At 62.0% G+C, this 18,168-nt stretch carries 14 protein-coding genes and 1 other annotated feature; all 14 genes read right to left on the bottom strand.

Going from position 1 to position 18,168, the window contains the following annotated elements; genetic code table 11:
• Nucleotides 1–38: 38 nt before the first annotated feature.
• Nucleotides 39–728, bottom strand: coding sequence for a RadC family protein (gene radC / locus F560_RS0103785; protein ID WP_019004379.1), 690 nt, complete (start codon nucleotides 726–728; stop codon nucleotides 39–41).
• 63 nt (nucleotides 729–791) lie between these two features.
• Entirely contained in the window at nucleotides 792–1,409 is a 618-nt protein-coding gene (locus F560_RS0103780; protein WP_019004378.1) for a Maf family protein, read from the bottom strand.
• Between the two features lie 19 nt (nucleotides 1,410–1,428).
• On the bottom strand, nucleotides 1,429–1,671 hold the full coding sequence (locus F560_RS0103775) for a DUF4321 domain-containing protein (protein ID WP_019004377.1): 243 nt from the start codon (nucleotides 1,669–1,671) through the stop codon (nucleotides 1,429–1,431).
• Between the two features lie 316 nt (nucleotides 1,672–1,987).
• A complete protein-coding gene (locus tag F560_RS0103770) occupies nucleotides 1,988–3,550 on the bottom strand; it encodes an SPOR domain-containing protein (RefSeq protein ID WP_019004376.1) in 1,563 nt (520 codons plus the stop codon).
• 216 nt (nucleotides 3,551–3,766) lie between these two features.
• Complete coding sequence (gene murC / locus F560_RS0103765; protein ID WP_051088292.1) at nucleotides 3,767–5,209, bottom strand: UDP-N-acetylmuramate--L-alanine ligase; 1,443 nt, start codon at nucleotides 5,207–5,209, stop codon at nucleotides 3,767–3,769.
• A complete protein-coding gene (locus F560_RS0103760) occupies nucleotides 5,160–6,554 on the bottom strand; it encodes a bifunctional folylpolyglutamate synthase/dihydrofolate synthase (RefSeq protein ID WP_019004374.1) in 1,395 nt (464 codons plus the stop codon). The genes murC and F560_RS0103760 overlap by 50 nt, the downstream gene beginning before the upstream one ends.
• Before the next feature lie 15 nt (nucleotides 6,555–6,569).
• Nucleotides 6,570–9,236 (bottom strand): valine--tRNA ligase, encoded by a 2,667-nt coding sequence (locus tag F560_RS0103755; protein WP_019004373.1) that lies wholly within the window; start codon nucleotides 9,234–9,236, stop codon nucleotides 6,570–6,572.
• 48 nt (nucleotides 9,237–9,284) lie between these two features.
• Nucleotides 9,285–9,528, bottom strand: a binding site (T-box leader).
• A 140-nt stretch (nucleotides 9,529–9,668) separates the two neighbouring features.
• On the bottom strand, nucleotides 9,669–11,078 hold the full coding sequence (locus tag F560_RS0103745) for a LysM peptidoglycan-binding domain-containing protein (RefSeq protein ID WP_019004371.1): 1,410 nt from the start codon (nucleotides 11,076–11,078) through the stop codon (nucleotides 9,669–9,671).
• A gap of 535 nt (nucleotides 11,079–11,613) precedes the next feature.
• Nucleotides 11,614–12,915 (bottom strand): glutamate-1-semialdehyde 2,1-aminomutase, encoded by a 1,302-nt coding sequence (gene hemL / locus F560_RS0103735; RefSeq protein ID WP_019004369.1) that lies wholly within the window; start codon nucleotides 12,913–12,915, stop codon nucleotides 11,614–11,616.
• A gap of 48 nt (nucleotides 12,916–12,963) precedes the next feature.
• A complete protein-coding gene (hemB, locus tag F560_RS0103730; RefSeq protein ID WP_019004368.1) occupies nucleotides 12,964–13,953 on the bottom strand; it encodes a porphobilinogen synthase in 990 nt (329 codons plus the stop codon).
• Between the two features lie 3 nt (nucleotides 13,954–13,956).
• Nucleotides 13,957–15,537, bottom strand: a complete 1,581-nt coding sequence (gene cobA / locus F560_RS0103725; protein WP_019004367.1) for a uroporphyrinogen-III C-methyltransferase — start codon at nucleotides 15,535–15,537, stop codon at nucleotides 13,957–13,959.
• 2 nt (nucleotides 15,538–15,539) lie between these two features.
• Nucleotides 15,540–16,496, bottom strand: coding sequence for a hydroxymethylbilane synthase (hemC, locus tag F560_RS0103720; protein WP_019004366.1), 957 nt, complete (start codon nucleotides 16,494–16,496; stop codon nucleotides 15,540–15,542).
• 27 nt (nucleotides 16,497–16,523) lie between these two features.
• The gene (locus F560_RS22395; RefSeq protein ID WP_019004365.1) at nucleotides 16,524–17,183 is read right to left on the bottom strand and encodes a precorrin-2 dehydrogenase/sirohydrochlorin ferrochelatase family protein; all 660 of its coding nucleotides are present in this window, start codon (nucleotides 17,181–17,183) and stop codon (nucleotides 16,524–16,526) included.
• Between the two features lie 127 nt (nucleotides 17,184–17,310).
• Nucleotides 17,311–18,126: a cytochrome c biogenesis protein CcsA gene (ccsA, locus tag F560_RS0103710; protein WP_019004364.1), complete on the bottom strand. Its 816-nt coding sequence runs from the start codon at nucleotides 18,124–18,126 to the stop codon at nucleotides 17,311–17,313.
• Between the last annotated feature and the right edge of the window lie 42 nt (nucleotides 18,127–18,168).

Here is an 18,168-nt window from a genome sequence, read left to right as displayed (position 1 = left end):
CGTTCCAAACCTCCTGTAGGACAATCCAATTCATTATATTACATACAGCCGGTCTCCTTCAAACTAATAAAGCGATTGTCTCCAATTACCAGGTGGTCCAGAACCTCGATGCCGATCAGTTCCCCCGCTTCGGTCAAACGGCGTGTCAGCAAAATGTCCTCGGCGCTCGGCGTCGGATCGCCGCTCGGATGATTGTGCGCGCACAGAATCGAAGCGCTGCTCCGGCGGATCGCCGCCCGGAACACTTCGCGGGGATGAACGATGGAGGCGTTCAAGCTGCCGACCGACAGCGTTTCGCGTCCGATGACCTGATTTTTGGTGTTGAGAAAGAGACAGACGAAGCGTTCTTCCCGCAAATGGCGCATCTCTTCCATCAACAGGTCGGCCGCATCCTGCGGCTTGGTGATCTGAACCGTCTCCGGCAGCCGCGAACGGGCAACCCGGCGGCCGAGCTCGATCGCGGCCTGCAGTTGCAGCGCCTTCGCCGGACCGATTCCGCGAATTTGCGTCAGCTCCTCCCAGGAGAGGGAGGCAAGGTTTTTCAGGCTGCCGCAGTCGTTCAAAATACGCTGGGCCAAATGAATGACCGATTGCTCGCGGGTGCCCGTTCGAAGCAAAATGGCCAGAAGCTCCGCGGTGCTGAGCGCAGCCGGTCCGTGAAGCTGCATTCTCTCCCGCGGGCGCTCCCCCGGAGGAAGCTCCCGCAGCATATAGGACAGACGGTCCATCGAATCCCTCATCTCACGAGTCCGCGTCGGCCGCAGGTATGGGCTAAGGTCATCGGGTCGGGTTCACGGAAAGCGGAGTCCGAACGTCTTCTCCAGCATATCCGCAACGAGCGAAACCGGGAGGCCGACAACGTTGAAAAAGCATCCTTCGATGCCGTCGACCAGAAGGGAGCCGATCCCCTGCACGGCGTACGCGCCGGCTTTATCCATCGGCTCTCCCGTCTCGATATACCGGGCAATCCGATCCGGGGACAGTTCCTTCATCCGCACGCGGGTGACGCGGTGCGCGGTAACGGTTCGGCCGGTAGCAGGGTCCAGGCAGGTGACCCCGGTATACACCTCATGCGTGCGGCCGGACAGGCGCCGCAGCATCGACGCCGCATCGGCGGCGTCCGACGGCTTGCCCATCGCCTCTCCGTCCAAGGCGACGACCGTATCGCTGCCGAGGACGATTTGCAGCGCGCCGTCCGCAGCCGGCTCCAGCGTTCTGGAGACGGCCAGCGCCTTGCGCAGCGAAAGTTCTTCGACGATCCGCTGCGGCGTCCAATCCGCCGGCGTGCTTTCGTCGGCGTCGCTCGGGCGGACGATTACAGGCAAGCCGAGCAGCCGGACCAACTCCTGCCTGCGCGGCGAAGAGGAGGCGAGCACGATCGCGGCCGCGGCCGGATTTCGTTCGTTCATACGTTCGATCCCGCTTTCTTTACATTCTTCGATACAGCCAAATGGCCAGGGCGGCCCCGATAATGCTCATCAAACTGAGATTCAGGCCGAGATGGAGATTGAATTTGAGCACCAGCAAATCGGCGGAAGGCGACCAGTCCACCTTCGCGGCCCGGGTCAAGAAAGACAAGCCCGGAACGCTTTCCAGCCACCGGGCCACCAAAGCTCCGCCAATCAGGCCCAAAAACACGAAAAGCAGCAGTATCCAGCCGTTTTTCTTCACGATTCAACGTCTCCCACCATTTTTTGACACCCGATTCTTTTCATTATACGGCTCTGCGTCCTGTCGCACAATGCGCAATCGGAACGTCTTCGCACGTTGCGACTAACGGCCTACTCATGCCGGAAAGGTTTGTTATGCGTCCAGGCTCTTTCATTATAGCACATATGTTCCCGTTTCGCTCCGAAAAGCGCTCCGGAACCGAAAAGAACGAAGCCGGAGGAACTTCGGAATGCGGAGAAGCTCCGAATCCGGACGAGCCCCCGGAACCGTGCTCCGGGGGCTCGTTCGGATCAACGCCCAATCGCTTGGCTTCCGCTTAGCTTCCGCTCTCCAGCGCGACCGTCATTCTGAGTTGCCTGTCGGCAAGCGCCGCGGATATGACGGACGATTGAATGCTCCAAAGCAGGGCGCGATCGGGCTTGCGGTTGTATTCGCCGAAGCTCTTCAGCGCTTCGTTCAAATGCCCGGCCGCGGATTGTGCCGGCTCGCGGATCTCTGTGTTCCAGGATCCCGCCGCTGCGGCCGTTTTTGACCAGGCCTGCCGCAGCGTCTCGATCGTCCGGACGTCGCCGTCTCCGAAAGCGGCGGGTTGGGCGTCAATCAGCGCCTTCGACGTCAGGCCGATCAGCTTCATGTACAGCGCCGCGCTTTTTTCGAGAAACGCCGGAAGGTCCGGGTCCGCTGCGGCCCCGTCGAACGTAAGCTTGACATTTTCGACCGGTTTGATGTAAACCTGCGTTCCCTCAAGCTGCGTCGCCAGCCGTTCCGCGTCTTCCCTGGTAGGAGCCGCCCCGGCGAAAACCCGAAATCCGTTCGTCGTATCGGCGGCGGCCGCCACTCCTTGCCGGTTCAAAGCGGCCAGCGCCTCCTTCATGCTGTCTTCGGAGCGGAATACGCCGTATTGCAGCATATAAGCCGTAAATGCGGGAACTTCCTTTGCGGGCAAAACGGATGCGGGCGCCGGCGAAGCGCCTGAATGATTCCCTTCTTTCGAGGCCGCGTTACCGGACGCGGATTGAGCCGGCGCCGAAGGATGATCCGCATCGGCAGGCGCCATGGCGGCCAGCGCATCGCCTGCTCCGCCCTCCATCCGGTTCCCGCTTGGGAGCAGCGACTCGCCCGCAAACAGCGAAAGCAGCATATAGCCGAACAGCCCGCCGGTCAGAATCGCTCCGCCGACCGAAGCGATGACCCTCCACCAGGACGGGCGATCATCGCGGAAGCGGAATTCGTTCCGCAAGCCGTAAGGCGCTCCCGCTTCCTCCTGCGCCTCGCCGGAACGCCCATCCGCTTCGTGCCGGCCGTCCGCTTCGGCCTCCCATAAATCCGCCGGATGCGGCCACGCTTCTTCCCCGCGGCGCGAAGCCGGCTTCAGGCGATGCGCTTGCTCCCGGGCGTAAGGCGCAGACGAACGGAGCTCTTCTGCCGGCGCCGGAACGGCATCTTCCGGCTGATGCCGGCTCCCCGAGAAGGGCCGTATATCGGCCTGCCTTCGCTCGCGACCGGCCGGTATGCGAAGATCGGCCGGCTTGCGGTCTTGGCCTGCGGACGGCCGGTTCTCGGCACGCGGCCAATCGCGCACCGGTTTCGGCTCGCGGTCGGCCGGCGTCGCCGATTCGCCGTAACGCGTCCGGTTCGGATAACGAATGATTTCTTCCAACGCGTGAATATCGTCCTGGTAAGGGCTTTGCCAAGCCTGCCATTCGTGCGCGCCATGCCCGCTCTCCGCGCGCGTTTCCCGATCCGGGGCCGCTTCGTGTCCGGTTTCCTTGACAGGCTGGCCGCCGGTGTCCTGACGCCCGGAGCCGGAAAACCCCCGAATCGTCTCCTGGGGGCTTGTCCCGTCGAACCGAAACGTCATTCTCGCCTTCTGCTGCATATCGACCGTCTCCCCTTGTCCCTCGTTCTGATTCTAATCTATGAGAGACAACCGGCAATTATGATGAACGTTCGGCTCGCCATTTTTCCGCGCTTATCCCGACCCGTCAGCCGCAAGCGCCACCCGTCAGCGCAAGCGACGCCGGCCGAAAAGACGCAAAGCCGGACAGGCCCATGCGCCTATCCGGCTTCAAAAAGGTTCGTCCGCCTTCCGCCCCTAGGCGTTCCGGCGTTCGCGCAGCAGACGGACCAGCCCGTCCGCCGCTTTATAGATATCGCCCGCTCCCATCGTCAGCACCAGGTCGCCGGGAGCGACGCGCGCCGCCAGCAAGTCCCGCGCCTCCTCCTTGGTCGGAACGTAAGCGACATTGGAGTTGCTGTTGCGTTCGATCAATTCGGCCAGCTTTCGGGAATGCACGCCTTCGATCCGCTTTTCGCCCGCAGGGGAGTAGATGTCGGTAACGATCACTTCGTCCGCATCCTTGAACGCCCTGCTGAACGCGTCGAGCAGAAAATACGTGCGCGAATACCGCTGCGGCTGGAACACCGCGATAATCCGCCTGCCCGTCGCCTTGGCCGCCTGGATGGTCGCTTCGATTTCCGTCGGATGATGCGCGTAGTCGTCGACGACGAGGACGCCGTCCACCTCTCCGATCACCTGGAATCTGCGCTTGGCCCCGCGGAACTCCACAATCGCTTCGGCAATTTGCTCGAACGGAACGCCGGCCTCCAGGCAGACGGCCGCGGCCGCAAGCGAGTTGTACACATTATGCAGACCCGGAACCGACAGCCGGATCGTGCCGAGCCGTTCGCCCGACCGGACGACCGTGTACGACGCATAGCGGTCGCCGAGCTCGATGTCGGCCGCCATGTAATCGGCCTGCTCGCGGATGGCGTACGTGATCGTCCGGGAGATATGCGCACGGGCCAGAACGGACCGGACATTCTCGTCGTCCACACAGACGACCGCGCAGCCGTCCGGCCGGACGTGGCCGAGAAACTCGGCGTACGCTTCCTTCAGTTTGCCGAAATCGCCGCCGTAGTTTTCCAAATGGTCCGCCTCGATATTGGTCACCACCGCAATCGCAGGACGGTATTGCAAAAAGGATCCGTCGCTCTCGTCCGCTTCCGCGACGACGTATTCGCCTTTGCCGGCTTTGGCGTTCGTGCCGACATTGACGATTTCGCCGCCGATGATGTATGTCGGATCAAGCCCGCACGTCTCCATGACAAGCGCGATCATGGACGATGTCGTCGTCTTGCCGTGCGCGCCCGCGACCGCGATGCCCTTGCGGTCGTTCAGCAAGCGGGCCAGCATTTCCGCCCGGTGCAGCGTCGGAATGTTCAGCGTTTCCGCCTCGACGCGCTCGACGTTATCCTTGGGCAGCGCCGTCGAATAGACGACCAGATCCGCGCCGCGGACATGCTCCGGCCGGTGGCCGATGTAGATTTGCGCGCCCTTTGCGGCGAGCTTCTCCGTCAACTCCTGCCTGGCGACGTCGGATCCGGTAACCTTGTACCCCATTTCCAACATGACTCTGGCTATAGCGCTCATGCCATAACCGCCAATTCCGATAAAATGCACATGTTCTGCCGTTCGCAACGACGCTTCACCAGCCTTTTTCAGAATTCGTATGATGGAGCAGCCACGAACGGACATCGGCGATCAAGTAAAGCGTGCCGGTTACGACCGACAGCGTGCGATCGGGACTGTCGGCGGAAAGCCGCTGCAGCTTATCCAAAGCGAGTTTCCAATCGGGTTCGACGATGATGCGTTCCGGTCCCCCGACCTCGCTCTTCAAGCGCTCGGCGATTTCGGCCAAGTCCGCGGCACTCATTTTTTTGTGGAAATCAGGCTCCGTCACGATCAAAGAATTCACCATTGGTAATATATGCCTTAACGTCTGCTCATGATTCTTGTTAGGCATCATTCCCAGCATCACGTTCAGCCGGTCGTAATCGTACACGGTACGAAGAGCCGCCGCGAGCGCCTCCATCCCTTCGGGATTGTGCGCCCCGTCGATCAGCACGCGCGGATGGCGCGACACCATCTCCAGACGGCCCGGCCAAACCGTGTTTTTCAAACCGGCTGCCAGATTGTCGTCGTCTACGATCAGCGCATAATACTGGCGGAGCACCTCCAGCGTCATCACCGCGACCGCGGCGTTGGTCTGCTGATGCGCTCCGCTGAGCCCGATCGAAAGGTCGGCAATGGCGCGGAACGGGCCTTCGAACGTAAAGATCTGTTCGTTCTCGGCCACCGACTGCGTCCGATACGTAAACTGTTCGCCCAGCAAATAAAGCGTCGCCTGCTTGGCGGCCGCCGTCTTCCGGATCACCTCGACCGCTTCGGGCTGCGAGGCCGCGGAGATGACCGGAACGCCCGCTTTGATGATCCCCGCTTTTTCCGCCGCGATTTCCGCCAGCGTATTGCCCAAAAGGTCCATATGATCGTGGCCGATGTTGGTGATCACGCAGGCGACCGGAGTCACCACGTTCGTCACGTCCAGACGGCCGCCAAGCCCCGTTTCCCAAACGACGTAATCGGGATACGTAACGGTAGCGTAATAGAGAATCGCCAGCGCCGTCGTCACCTCGAACATCGTCAGCGGCCCGAATTCCGTTTCGGCCATTCTGTCCGCAAGCGGCTTCAGCCGGTTGGCGAGCTGAAGCAGCACGTCGTCGGGAATGTCCTGGCCGTTGTATTGAAACCGGTTCGAATATGAGGTCAAATACGGCGACGTAAACGTCCCCACATCATAGCCGCATTCCAGCAGCACGCTCGTCAAATAGGCGCAAACGGAGCCTTTGCCGTTCGTGCCCGCGACGTGGATGAATTTGAGCCGGCGGTGCGGATAATCCAGCCATTCCATCAGCAGGTTCATCCGGTCCAATCCGGGACGAATGCCGACAGTCGGCATCAGTCCCGTGATCCAGTTCACCGCTTCGGCAACGGACCCAAACGCTTCTGCGCTTTCCCTGTTGTCTTCGCGTTCGTTGTTCATGCTGTCCTACCTCCGTCAGCTCCGCAGTTCCGCAATCCGGGCAAGCACCTTGTCGCGCTTCTGGCGGTAATCCTCGCCTTTGGCCCGCTCCTGCTCCACGATGTGGGCCGGGGCTTTGGCGATATAGTCTGCGTTTGCCAGCTTCTTCTCCACCCGCTCGACTTCCTTGTTCAGGTTCGCCAGCTCCTTCTCCAGGCGGGCGATTTCCTGGGAAATGTCGATCAGGCCCGCCAGCGGGAAATACAGCTCGGCGCCGGTGACGATCGCCGTCATTGCCTTGTCCGGAGGCGTCAAAGCGGCATCGAGCGTCAGCGCGGACGTATTGCAGAAACGCTGCAGATACGGCTCGTTTCTCCGCAAAATTTCGCCTTCGGCCTCTCCCGTCGGCTTGACGAGCAGCTCGATTTTTTTGCCCAGCGATACGTTTACCTCCGCCCGGACATTGCGCACCGCGCGAATGACATCCATCAGCAGATTCATTTCGCGGACCGCTTCCGGCGCCTCGAAGGCGGCATCGTATTCGGGCCAAGCGGCCAGCGTGATCGTTTCGCCCGGCTCATGCGGCAAGTGCTGCCAAATCTCTTCCGTGATAAACGGCATGAACGGATGCAGCAGCCGGAGCGTGCGGTCGAGCACGTAGGCCAGAACCGACTGGGTGCTCCGTTTGGCCGCTTCGTCCTGCCCGTACAGCGTCAGCTTCGCGAATTCGATGTACCAGTCGCACAGATCGTCCCACAGGAAGTTGTACAGAATCCGTCCCGTTTCGCCGAATTCGTACGACTCCATCAGCCGCGTGATGTCCCTTGCGGTTTCGTTGAAACGGTGCAAAATCCAGCGGTCGGCCGTGGACAGCGCGCCGGACAAGTCGATGTCTTCCGCGCGGAACCCTTCCAGATTCATCAGGGCGAACCGCGACGCGTTCCAGATTTTGTTCGCGAAGTTGCGGGCTTGCTCGACCTTCTCGAGGCGGAAGCGCAGATCCTGCCCCGGCGTGATGCCGGTCGAGATCATAAACCGCAGCGCGTCGGCGCCGTACTCCTCGATCACTTCGAGCGGATCGACGCCGTTGCCGAGCGATTTGGACATTTTGCGCCCTTCGGCATCCCGCACGAGACCGTGAATAAGCACGTCCTTAAACGGAATCGTGTCCGTAAATTCAAGCGCGGTGAAGATCATCCGGGCCACCCAGAAATAAATGATGTCGTAGCCCGTCACCAGGACATTGGTCGGGTAATACCGTTTGAAGTCTTCGCCGCCGTCCGGCCAGCCGAGCGTCGAGAACGGCCACAGCGCGGAGCTGAACCACGTATCGAGCACGTCCTCGTCCTGCTTCCAGACGCTGTCCGGCCGATCCGCGCCTTCCGGCGCTTCCATTCCGACATACGTCTCGCCGGTTTCGGAATTATACCAAGCCGGAATCCGGTGCCCCCACCAAAGCTGGCGGGAAATGCACCAGTCGCGCACGTTCTCGATCCAGTTGAGGTAGATCTTCTCGAAGCGTTCCGGCACGAAATTCACGCCGCCGCCCGATTTCTGGGACGCGATCGCCTTTTCGGCAAGCGGCTTCATCGCAACGAACCACTGCGTCGACAGATACGGCTCCACGACGGCGCCGGAGCGTTCGCTGTGGCCGACCTGGTGGACGTGATCTTCGATCTTGATGCAGACGCCTTGCTCCTGCAAATCCTTGACGATCCGCTTCCGGCACTCGGCCCGGTCCAGCCCTTGGTACGGCCCCGCGTTCTCGTTCATGCGGCCCGTCTCGTCCATCACCGTGATTTGCGGCAGATCATGGCGCTGGCCGACCTCGAAGTCGTTCGGGTCGTGGGCCGGCGTAATCTTTACCGCGCCGCTGCCGAATTCCTTGTCGACGTATTCGTCGCCGATAATCGGAATTTCCCGACCCACGATCGGAAGCAGCAGCGTCTTGCCGATCAGGTGCTTGTAGCGCTCGTCTTCCGGGTGAACGGCGACGGCCGTGTCGCCGAGCATCGTCTCCGGACGGGTCGTCGCCACCGTAATATGGCCGCTTCCGTCGGCCAGCGGATACCGGAGATGGTACAGATGGCCGTTCACTTCTTTGTATTCGACTTCAATGTCGGACAAAGCGGTGCGCGCAACCGGGTCCCAGTTGATGATCCGTTTGCCGCGGTAAATAAGCCCCTTCTCGTACAGGCGGACGAACACCTCGCGCACGGCGCGCGACAAGCCCTCGTCCAGCGTAAAGCGCTCGCGGGAGTAATCGAGGCTTAGGCCCATTTTCGCCCACTGGCTGCGGATCGTGTTCGCGTACAGCTCTTTCCATTCCCATACTTTTTCCAAAAACGCTTCCCGGCCGAGATCGTACCGGCTTTTGCCTTCCTCGCGCAGCTTCTGCTCCACCTTCGTCTGCGTGGCGATGCCCGCGTGGTCGGTGCCCGGCAGCCACAGCGCGTCGTAGCCCTGCATCCGCTTGAAGCGGATCAAAATATCCTGCAGCGTAAAGTCGAGGGCGTGGCCGATGTGCAGCATGCCCGTAACGTTCGGAGGGGGAATGACGATCGTGTATTTGGGCGCGTCAGGCCGGCGCCCCGCCTTGAAGTATCCGCCCTGAATCCAGGCGTCGTACCATTTCCGTTCGGCATTCGACGGATCGTAGGTCGTCGGCATTTCGACGGTCGTTTTCTCATGCGATTCGCTCATCGTCGGACATAACCTCCATAGGGGACAAAAATACAAAAACCTCCCGTCGCAAAGGACGAAAGGTTCGCTTCCGTGGTACCACCTTCATTCCGCTCGGCCATCCGGCCGCTCGGCACTCAAGCGCATGTTAACGGCTGCCGCCGTCCCGTCCTACTGGCTTCGCGTTCAAACGGGAGACTCCAGGGCGACTTCCGCAGCTACAGTCCTGCGGCTCCCTCCCAGCGCTGCGCGATGCAGCGGGGCCGCTCTCTGAAGGCATAAACTGCGTACTCTTCCCTATCCGCGTCTTTATGACCTATCATACCCGTATGGACGGAGAGAGTCAATATGAGCGGGCGCCGCATCGCGATCGGAACCGCCGAGGCGATCAAATTCGTCTCCTGATTATAAAAGCCGCCCCGCGGAACTGCCGGTTCCACGGAGCGGCTGAAGTCACGGAATATGAAGGACTTGCCCTTCGACGACGTGCGGCTCGCTCAGGCGGTTGTAGAGCTGCAGCTCGCGGGGCTGAACGTTGTAGCGGACGGCGATCGTCTCCAGCGTGTCGTCCCGCTGCACGATGCACAGCTTGAGTTTGCGGAAGCTCTGTTCCTCGCCTCCCTTGGCCAGGAAGAAGCGGGTCCATTCGATCTCGTCGCCGGTTTCTGCGGCTTTGGCCTCGGCGGGCGGCGCGGCCGGTTGCGTCTGCGGCTCGGGAATGCGGGGAGCCTCCTCTTTTTTGGAGTTTTTGTCCCCGAGCTGCGCCAAAATGCCTAAACCGGACGCCGGCTCCGTATGCCCTGCATTCGCTGCATTCGCCGCATTCGCCGCTTTCGCGCCGAGCGCAACGCGCGGCGGCTCCCGCTTCTCCGGCGGACGCGGCTCCTGCTGCGGCTGGGCCGACGGGGATGCCGATTCCGGCCATGCCGGCAAGGCGTCCTTCTGCGGCGGCTGGAACTCGGCGTGCGCGGCTTCGCCGTCGTCCTGCCAAGCGTGTTCATCCGCCTTCGCCGGCGCGGAAGCGGCGGAGAACGGCTCCTCTTCCCGTTCGGATTCGGGCTCGGCGTTCAGGCCGGGCGCGAGCGTTTGATTTTCGCCGCCATGGTTCGCTTGAAATTCTTCGTCCTCGCTCCGGCCAAACGCGGAGTGTTCGCCGTCCTCCCCGATCCGCCACGCCTGCCGGTAGGCGTCCGATGAGGAGGACGTCGGCTGGACGTACCCCTCCGGCGAGTAGGCTTGACGCTCGCGGTACGCGTCCGTTTGCGCCGGCGGGCTCTGCCCGAAATCGGGATCCGGCGGAGCGGCATTCTCCCGGTCAGAAGCATCCGTCTCGCGTGGGGATACCGCAGGCCCGCCGTAGGCGGCCTGCGCCGGATACGCATCCGGGCTTCCGCCCTCCTGCGGCCGTGCAGTCGGCGCGGACGGCTCGGGCGCGAAGGCCGGCGCCTGGTGCACGACGGTAAACCCGTCCTCGTTCCATACGGGGGCCTGCGGCGCCGATACTTGCAGGCCGCGGAGCGACAGCACGCCGGTTACGTTCAGCGAACGGTCCGACAGCACATCGACGTCGAAGTTGTCGATCTCGACGGCCAGATCGTCGTGGCTCTGCACGCGGCTGAGCGGCAGCGAGATTTCCACCGGAATCCAATGTTCGAAATCCCGGGACAAGGCGGGATCTTCCTGCGAACGGTACACGCCGGTCAGGAGCAGATGGCCTTTGAGCAACACATGGTCATCCTGTGCGATCGTCTGCATATGCGGCACCAGCTCGATCTCTTCCAGTTGGTCGATCGCGGCCGTATCTGCGGGCAGTTGCACCCGTTCGTAAATATCGAATCGCAATCCGTTTAACGATTCCGTCACGACATCAGTCCTCCTTTCGGGGTAAACGCGCCCCGCAAGGGACGGGGCCGGCATAGCTCATTAGTTATCTATATGCTGTCCGGAGTCGGGCATGCCTGCGGAATCGAAGAAAACCGCCTGACGGCGGCGGCATGGTTGGACGGGACCTCTCTTCAAAGCACGAACGATAGGGATGATGGCGGCGAAACGGACCTTTCGGTATCCCGGCCGCTCAGGACCGTTCGGCTTCCATAACCAGCTCGGGCCCCTTCACAGGCTCGTTTAAACGAATGGCTCCAAACGCAATGGGAAAGACCGCCCGCTTGTTTGGAAGGGCCGGCATCTCGTACGGCGACCCGAAACGGGGCTCCAGTTGCACAAAAGGCAACTGCACGGCTATCCTCCCGCTTTTTCGCGCATGCAGTTGCTCTCCTGGCAATTGGACGGGACGCCCGCTTGTTCGGGGCCTGGCAATTGGACGGCCACCCGCTCGTCGCGTCCCGAAACGGCAAAAACCCCCGCACCATCGGCGCAGGGCCGCGTGCGGGGGATAAACTCAAAGATTCGACAGCGCCGTTCGGAACGCTTCGACGGTAAAATCAATGTCGGCTTCCGTATGGGCGATGGACAGGAACCAGCCTTCGAATTGCGAAGGCGGAATGTTGACGCCTTCGTCCAGCAGACGGGCGAATACGGCGCGGAACCGCTCCACGTTCGACCCGCGGGCCGTTTCGTAATTGATGACCTGCCGGTCCGTAAAGAACGGGCAGATCATCGAACCGACCCGGTTGATCGTCAGGGGGACGCCGGTGTCTTTTGCCGCTTGCTCCAGTCCCTGCTGCAGCCGGATGGCTAGGCGCTCCAAATACGCATAGGACGCTTCGGTTATCAGCTTGAGCGTCGTCAGCCCCGCCGCCATGGCGAGCGGATTGCCGGAGAGCGTGCCCGCTTGGTAGATCGGTCCGACCGGAGCCATCTTCTCCATTATTTCGCGCCGGCCTCCGTAAGCGCCGACCGGCAGCCCGCCCCCGATCACTTTGCCGAGGCACGTCAAATCCGGCGTGATTCCATACAAGCCCTGCGCGCAGTTCAGGTGAACGCGGAAGCCCGTCATCACCTCGTCGAAGATCAGCAGGGACCCGTACCGCTCCGTTACTTCGCGAAGGCCCTTCAGAAACCCGGGAAGCGGCGGCACGACGCCCATGTTGCCGGCAACCGGCTCCACGATGACGGCGGCGATTTCTTCGCCGAATTTCTCGAAGGCGACCTTGACCGCTTCCAGATCGTTGTAAGGCACCGTGATCGTATGGCTCGCCACGCTTTCCGGCACGCCGGGACTGTCCGGCAGGCCCAGCGTCGCGACGCCCGATCCCGCCTTGATGAGCAGGCTGTCGGCATGCCCGTGGTAGGAGCCTTCGAATTTCAAAATTTTGCTGCGCTGCGTATATCCCCGCGCCAGACGCAGGGCGCTCATCGTCGCCTCCGTTCCGGAGTTGACCATGCGGACCACTTCAATGGAGGGCACGCGCTCGCAGACAAGCTCCGCCATCTCCGTTTCCAGTTCGGTCGGGGCGCCGAAGCTGGTCCCCTTTTCCGCGGTCCGCTTGATCGCCTCCACGACCTCCGGATGCGCATGCCCGGCAATGAGCGGCCCCCATGACAGCACGTAATCGACATAGCTCTGCCCGTCGATGTCCACGATTCGGCTGCCTTCTCCGCGCTCGATCACAAGCGGCGTCAGGCCGACGGACTTGAAAGCCCGAACCGGACTGTTGACCCCACCGGGAATGGAGCGTTTGGCCCGTTCGAACGCTTCCTTGGAACGGGCATCGGAGCGAATTCGACGTTTTTCGGTCATTTTCGGCACATCCCTGCTATCAGATTTGAAAAATAATCGGGCGGCTCCTTACGCTTCCCGCAGCCAGCGCGCCACGTCTTTCGCATGGTACGTGATAATGATGTCCGCGCCCGCCCGCTTCATGCCGGTCAGCGTCTCCAGCACGATCGCCTTTTCGTCGATCCAGCCTTGCAGCGCCGCCGCCTTGACCATCGAATATTCCGCGCTGACGTTGTATACCGCCAGCGGCAGGTGGAAGCGGTCCTTCAGCATTCTCACCAGATCCAGATAAGCGAGCCCGGGCTTGACCATCAGCATGTCGGCGCCTTCGGCCGCATCGGATTCGGCTTCCCGCAGCGCCTCCCGCGCGTTCGCCCAATCCATCTGGTACGTCTTGCGGTCGCCGAACTGCGGGGCCGAATCCGCGGCATCGCGGAACGGGCCGTAATAGGCCGACGAATATTTGACCGCGTAAGACATAATCGGGATCTGTTCGAATCCGGCTTCGTCCAGTCCTTTGCGGATGGCGGCGACGAAGCCGTCCATCATGTTGGACGGCGCAATGATGTCCGCGCCCGCCGCAGCCTGCGATACCGCCGTGCGCACGAGCAGCTCGAGCGAAGCGTCGTTGTCGACGGTGACCTGGCCGCCGTCATGGCGCAGAACGCCGCAATGCCCGTGATCGGTATATTCGCAAAGGCACGTGTCGGCGACGACGAGCAGATCCGGAGCGATCTCCTTGATGCGGCGCGTCGCAAGCTGAACGATGCCGTTCTCCTCGAAGGCGCCGGTCCCTGTGCTGTCTTTATGCGGCGGAATGCCGAACAGCAGCACCGCTTGAATGCCGAGTCCGACGATCTCCGAAATCTCCTCTTCGAGTCGGTCCACCGACCACTGGTAGACGCCCGGCATCGACGGAATTTCCTCTTTGACGTTTTCTCCGTGAATGACAAAAATCGGCGCAATCAGATCGTGAACGTGAAGACGCGTTTCCCTGACCAGATTGCGCAGCGCTTCGGTGCGCCTGAGCCGGCGGTGCCGGGTAATCGGAAAAGCCATCTTTCATACGCCTCCTGCTTTGGGATCGTAAGCCGCCTGTTTCAGCAGCTCCCGCCTGCGTTCGACCATTGCGGCGACCAGACCGTCCAAGGTGGCCGTCTCGGCCATAATCGTCACCTTCAAGCCGTGCTCCTCCGCCGTCCGGGCGGTAACCGGACCGATGCAGGCGATTTCGGCGCCGCGCAGCAGCGCGGGCGGATCTTCGATCCCCGATTGCCGCAGCGCGGCCATAAAATTGGTCACGGTCGACGAACTGGTAAACGTGACGACATGAATCCCGCCCTCTTTCAACAGCTCGGGCAATATCTCGTCTTTCGCGGCCGCCATCGCCGTTTCGTACACGTCCAGCTCCACCGCCGTAAGTCCCATAGCCCTAAGCTCGTCGGGAAGCAGCTTGCGGGCCAGGTCGCCGCGCGGCAGCAGCGCTTTTTGGCCCGGCCGCAGCTTGTCCTTCAGACTCGCCAGCAGATCTTCGGCCTGGAACTTTTCCGGCAGGACGTCGGGCAGGATGCCTCTTTCTTTCAGCGCCTCCGCCGTTTTCGGACCGACGGCCGCGAACGAGGCCCGATGGAACCGGCGAACGTCAACCGAACAAGCGTAAAGCCATTTGAAAAAGTATTCGACTCCGTTCACGCTCGTCAAGACGACCCAATCGTACGACTCGGCATCCCGAAGCGCGGCTTCGATCCGCCCGATCGTCGCCGGGTCTTGCGGCAGGCGGGTTTCGATTACCGGAAATTCGTAAGGCTCCCCGCCCAGCTCGTCGATTTTGCCGGACAGCTCGCTTGCCTGCGAACGCGCCCGGGTGACCAGAACACGCCAGCCGAACAGCGGCTTGTTCTCAATCCAGCGCAGCGTCTCGCGCTGCCGGACGACTTCGCCCACCACGATGACCGCCGGCGGTTCGAAGCCGGTTTCCTTCACTTTCCGCTCGATGTCCGCCAGCGTGCCGGTCAGCGTCGCCTGCTCCGCACGCGTTCCCCAACGTACGAGCGCCACCGGCGTCTCCGGCGGACGGCCGTGCTTGATCAACTGTTCGCTGATGTAGCCGATCTTGGCCACGCCCATCAAAAACAGCAGCGTACCCGTCGCATTGGTCACTTTGTCCCAGTAGATGGATTTGTCCAACTTATCGGGGCTTTCGTGTCCGGTGATGACCGAAAACGAGGAAGCCATGTCGCGGTGCGTAACCGGAATCCCCGCATAGGCCGGAACCGCAATGGCCGACGTGATGCCGGGGATGATTTCGTAGGCGATGCCGTATCGCCTGAGCAGCTCCGCCTCTTCCCCGACCCGGCCGAATACGGTCGGATCGCCGCCCTTCAGGCGGCAGACGGTCTTGCCCTGAAGCGCCAAATCGACCAGCAGCTGATTGATGTCTTCCTGCTTCATCGTATGGCGGTCCGGACGTTTGCCGACATAAACTTTCTCCGCGTCGGGCCGCGCCTCGCCGAGCAGCTGCGGACCCGCAAGCCGGTCGTACACGATCGCGTCGGAGCGCCTTATCGCCTCCAGGCCTCTGACGGTAATCAGCTTCGGATCGCCGGGTCCGGCTCCGACCAAATACACTTTCCCCAAGCCCATCCTTATTCCCCCGCTTCCGAGAGAACTCGCGCTTCCGCAAGGATCCGGTCCGCTCCCCGGGCGATCAGTTCCTGCGCGATTTGCTCGCCCAGCCGCAGCGGGTCCCGGCCGCTTGCGGACGCGCGCAGCAGCGTTTCGCCGCCGGGCGACGCCACCATGCCCGTCATGCGGACCGGCGCGTCCGGACGGCCGGATTCCGCCTCCGCATAGGCTCCGATCGGCACCTGACAGCCGCCGTTCAGCCGTCCGAGAAAATGCCGTTCGGCCCGGACGGCGCGCTCCGTCCGCGGATCGTTGAGCCGCTCAAGAAGGCGCAGCAGCGCTTCGTCATCCGCGCGGCATTCGATCGCCAGCGCCCCCTGCCCGACCGCCGGCAGACAAGCTTCCGGATCGACGTAGGCCGTAATCCGGTCGGCCCAGCCCATGCGGCGCAGGCCGGCGGCGGCCAGCACGATGGCGTCCAGGCCTTCGGACTCAAGCTTCCGCAGCCGGGTGTCGATATTGCCGCGCAGCGATTCGACGGCCAGATCCGGACGCCGCGCCTTCAGCTGCGCGGCCCGCCGCAAGCTGCTGGTGCCTACGCGCGCGCCCTGCGGCAAGGAATCCAGCGTATAGCCGCGAAGGCTGACGAGACAGTCGCGGGGATCCTCCCGCGGCGGCACGGCCCCGATGACTAGCCCCTGAGGCAGTTCGAACGGCATATCCTTCATGCTGTGAATCGCGCAGTCGATCTCCCCGTTCAACAGCGCCTGTTCGATTTCCTTTACGAACAAGCCCTTGCCCCCGACCTTGGACAGCGTCACGTCCAAAATCCGGTCTCCCTTGGTGACGATAGGTTTTACGACAAACGTATATTCGAGACCGGCGGCGGCACATGCCGCCTTCATCCGCTCGATAGTCTGTTCGGTTTGGGTCATGGCGAGCGCGCTTTGGCGGCTGCCGACGATGATGGTGCGCATGGCGTCCTCCCGTAGTGATCGTATGTATTAACCGTTCCCTATTCCGTTTGCGATTCGTTCCAGTATCCGCAGCAGGCCGGCGGAATCCGCCTCTTCCTCGCCCCTTGCGATGCGCAGCCACCTCTCGATCGCTTCGTCGCAGACCGCGGCGCCAAGCAAACGTTTCCGCTCGCGCGGATCGCTTACGTTCGCCTTGATCTCCTTCCGCAGCGCGCGCAGAACGTTCAGAACGTGCGCGTATTCGGGGCCGTACCGATCGCCGAGCTCTTTGGCGATCCGGGCGGACAGCGCCGGACCTGCGCCGGAGGCGCTGACGGCCAGCACCAGATCGCCGCGGCGGACGACGGCCGGCGTCAGAAAATCCCCGTTTTCCCCGTCATCCGCCAGATTGACGGGAATCCCCCGGGCGCCGGCTTCCGCGGCGATCCAACGGTTCACCTCGGGCCGATCCGTCGCGGCAAACACGAACTCTGCTCCGTCCAGATCCGATGCCTCCACGGAACGCTCCGCAGCGCGGATTGCGCCGCTTGCCGCCCATTCGCGCAGCTTGACGGTAAGCCGGGGCCCGACGACGGACACATCGGCGCCGGCATCGAGAAGGCCCGCCGTTTTTCGTTCCGCGACCGGACCGCCTCCGGCGACAAGACACCGCTTGTCCCGCATCTTCAACATGACCGGATACCACATGCCCGAGGTTCACCGACCTTTTTCGCGCGAGGTTTCAATTCTTTCTCATCTTAACGGAGTCGCGGAGGCGAAGCAACGTAATTTTTCCATTCCGCTTGGTTGCCGCCGTCTCTCTTCGTCCTTTCTTTTATTTGTGAAAAGAAGTAAACGAATTGACCAGAAAACCCGCGACCAGCAGCACATAGCCCGCCAAATTCCAAATCGCCGCCCTCGGCCCGTCGTCCCGGTTCGCCCCTCTGGCAAACAAATAGTAGACGTACAGAACGCTGGCGGCGACGGTCAGCAGCACCTTGACGTCAAGCAACTGCCCGTATTGGCCCTGCTCCAGAAGCGCGGCCGTGCCGGTCGACAAGGACAGCAGCAGAAGCGGCACCCCGAGGAGCCCCGTTCGGAACGAGTAGCGGTCGATCGCCTCCAGGCTCGGCATCCGGGTCATCAAGTCGCCCCATTTTTTCCGCTTGAGCCGCCAATGAAGAAACAAGTACATTCCCGCCAGAATGGCCGCAACGGTCAACACCGCGAAAGCCAGCGTAATCAGGCCGATGTGGGCGTACAGGAGCCTGCTGGCCACTTCCCACGACTCGAGGGCAATCCGGCGGTGCGGCCGTTCCAGCAAATTGAGAAACAACACCGCAAAGCCGGCAACGTTGACGAGCAGAACAAGCAGCTCGGCCCGCACGAACCGGAGCATCGCAAGCGAAAAGCTGACCAGCAGCCACGAAATAAAAAAGACGAAATCCCGGAGCGCGACTTCGGCCGCCGCGAACCGGGTGGCGAGAAGATCGAGCAGAAATCCGGTTTGCAAAATCCAAACGAAAACAAGCAGCCCTGTTCCTATCCGTCTTCCGTTCCGTTTGCCGTAGGCGGCGTCCGAAACGAAAAACAGCAAGCTCAGGGCGTAAATGTACAGTACGGCATCCGTTAACCAATCATTCGTCAGCATGGGGGCACGGCCTCCCGGCATCCGTCCGCTTGTCCCCGAATC

This window comes from Cohnella laeviribosi DSM 21336, from assembly GCF_000378425.1.
Taxonomy (GTDB): Bacteria; Bacillota; Bacilli; order Paenibacillales; family Paenibacillaceae; genus Cohnella; species Cohnella laeviribosi.
Note: the sequence above shows the minus strand (reverse complement) of the source record. Positions and strands in the feature narration are given on the sequence as shown.

Bases quoted from the DNA above. Each gene is read 5' to 3' on its own strand.
- radC (WP_019004379.1), bottom strand. From the start codon at position 728: ATGGACCGTCTGTCCTATATGCTGCGGGAGCTTCCTCCGGGGGAGCGC.
- F560_RS0103780 (WP_019004378.1), bottom strand. From the start codon at position 1,409: ATGAACGAACGAAATCCGGCCGCGGCCGCGATCGTGCTCGCCTCCTCT.
- F560_RS0103770 (WP_019004376.1), bottom strand. From the start codon at position 3,550: ATGCAGCAGAAGGCGAGAATGACGTTTCGGTTCGACGGGACAAGCCCC.
- murC (WP_051088292.1), bottom strand. From the start codon at position 5,209: ATGTCCGTTCGTGGCTGCTCCATCATACGAATTCTGAAAAAGGCTGGT.
- F560_RS0103760 (WP_019004374.1), bottom strand. From the start codon at position 6,554: ATGAACAACGAACGCGAAGACAACAGGGAAAGCGCAGAAGCGTTTGGG.
- F560_RS0103755 (WP_019004373.1), bottom strand. From the start codon at position 9,236: ATGAGCGAATCGCATGAGAAAACGACCGTCGAAATGCCGACGACCTAC.
- hemL (WP_019004369.1), bottom strand. From the start codon at position 12,915: ATGACCGAAAAACGTCGAATTCGCTCCGATGCCCGTTCCAAGGAAGCG.
- hemB (WP_019004368.1), bottom strand. From the start codon at position 13,953: ATGGCTTTTCCGATTACCCGGCACCGCCGGCTCAGGCGCACCGAAGCG.
- cobA (WP_019004367.1), bottom strand. From the start codon at position 15,537: ATGGGCTTGGGGAAAGTGTATTTGGTCGGAGCCGGACCCGGCGATCCG.
- hemC (WP_019004366.1), bottom strand. From the start codon at position 16,496: ATGCGCACCATCATCGTCGGCAGCCGCCAAAGCGCGCTCGCCATGACC.
- F560_RS22395 (WP_019004365.1), bottom strand. From the start codon at position 17,183: ATGTGGTATCCGGTCATGTTGAAGATGCGGGACAAGCGGTGTCTTGTC.
- ccsA (WP_019004364.1), bottom strand. From the start codon at position 18,126: ATGCTGACGAATGATTGGTTAACGGATGCCGTACTGTACATTTACGCC.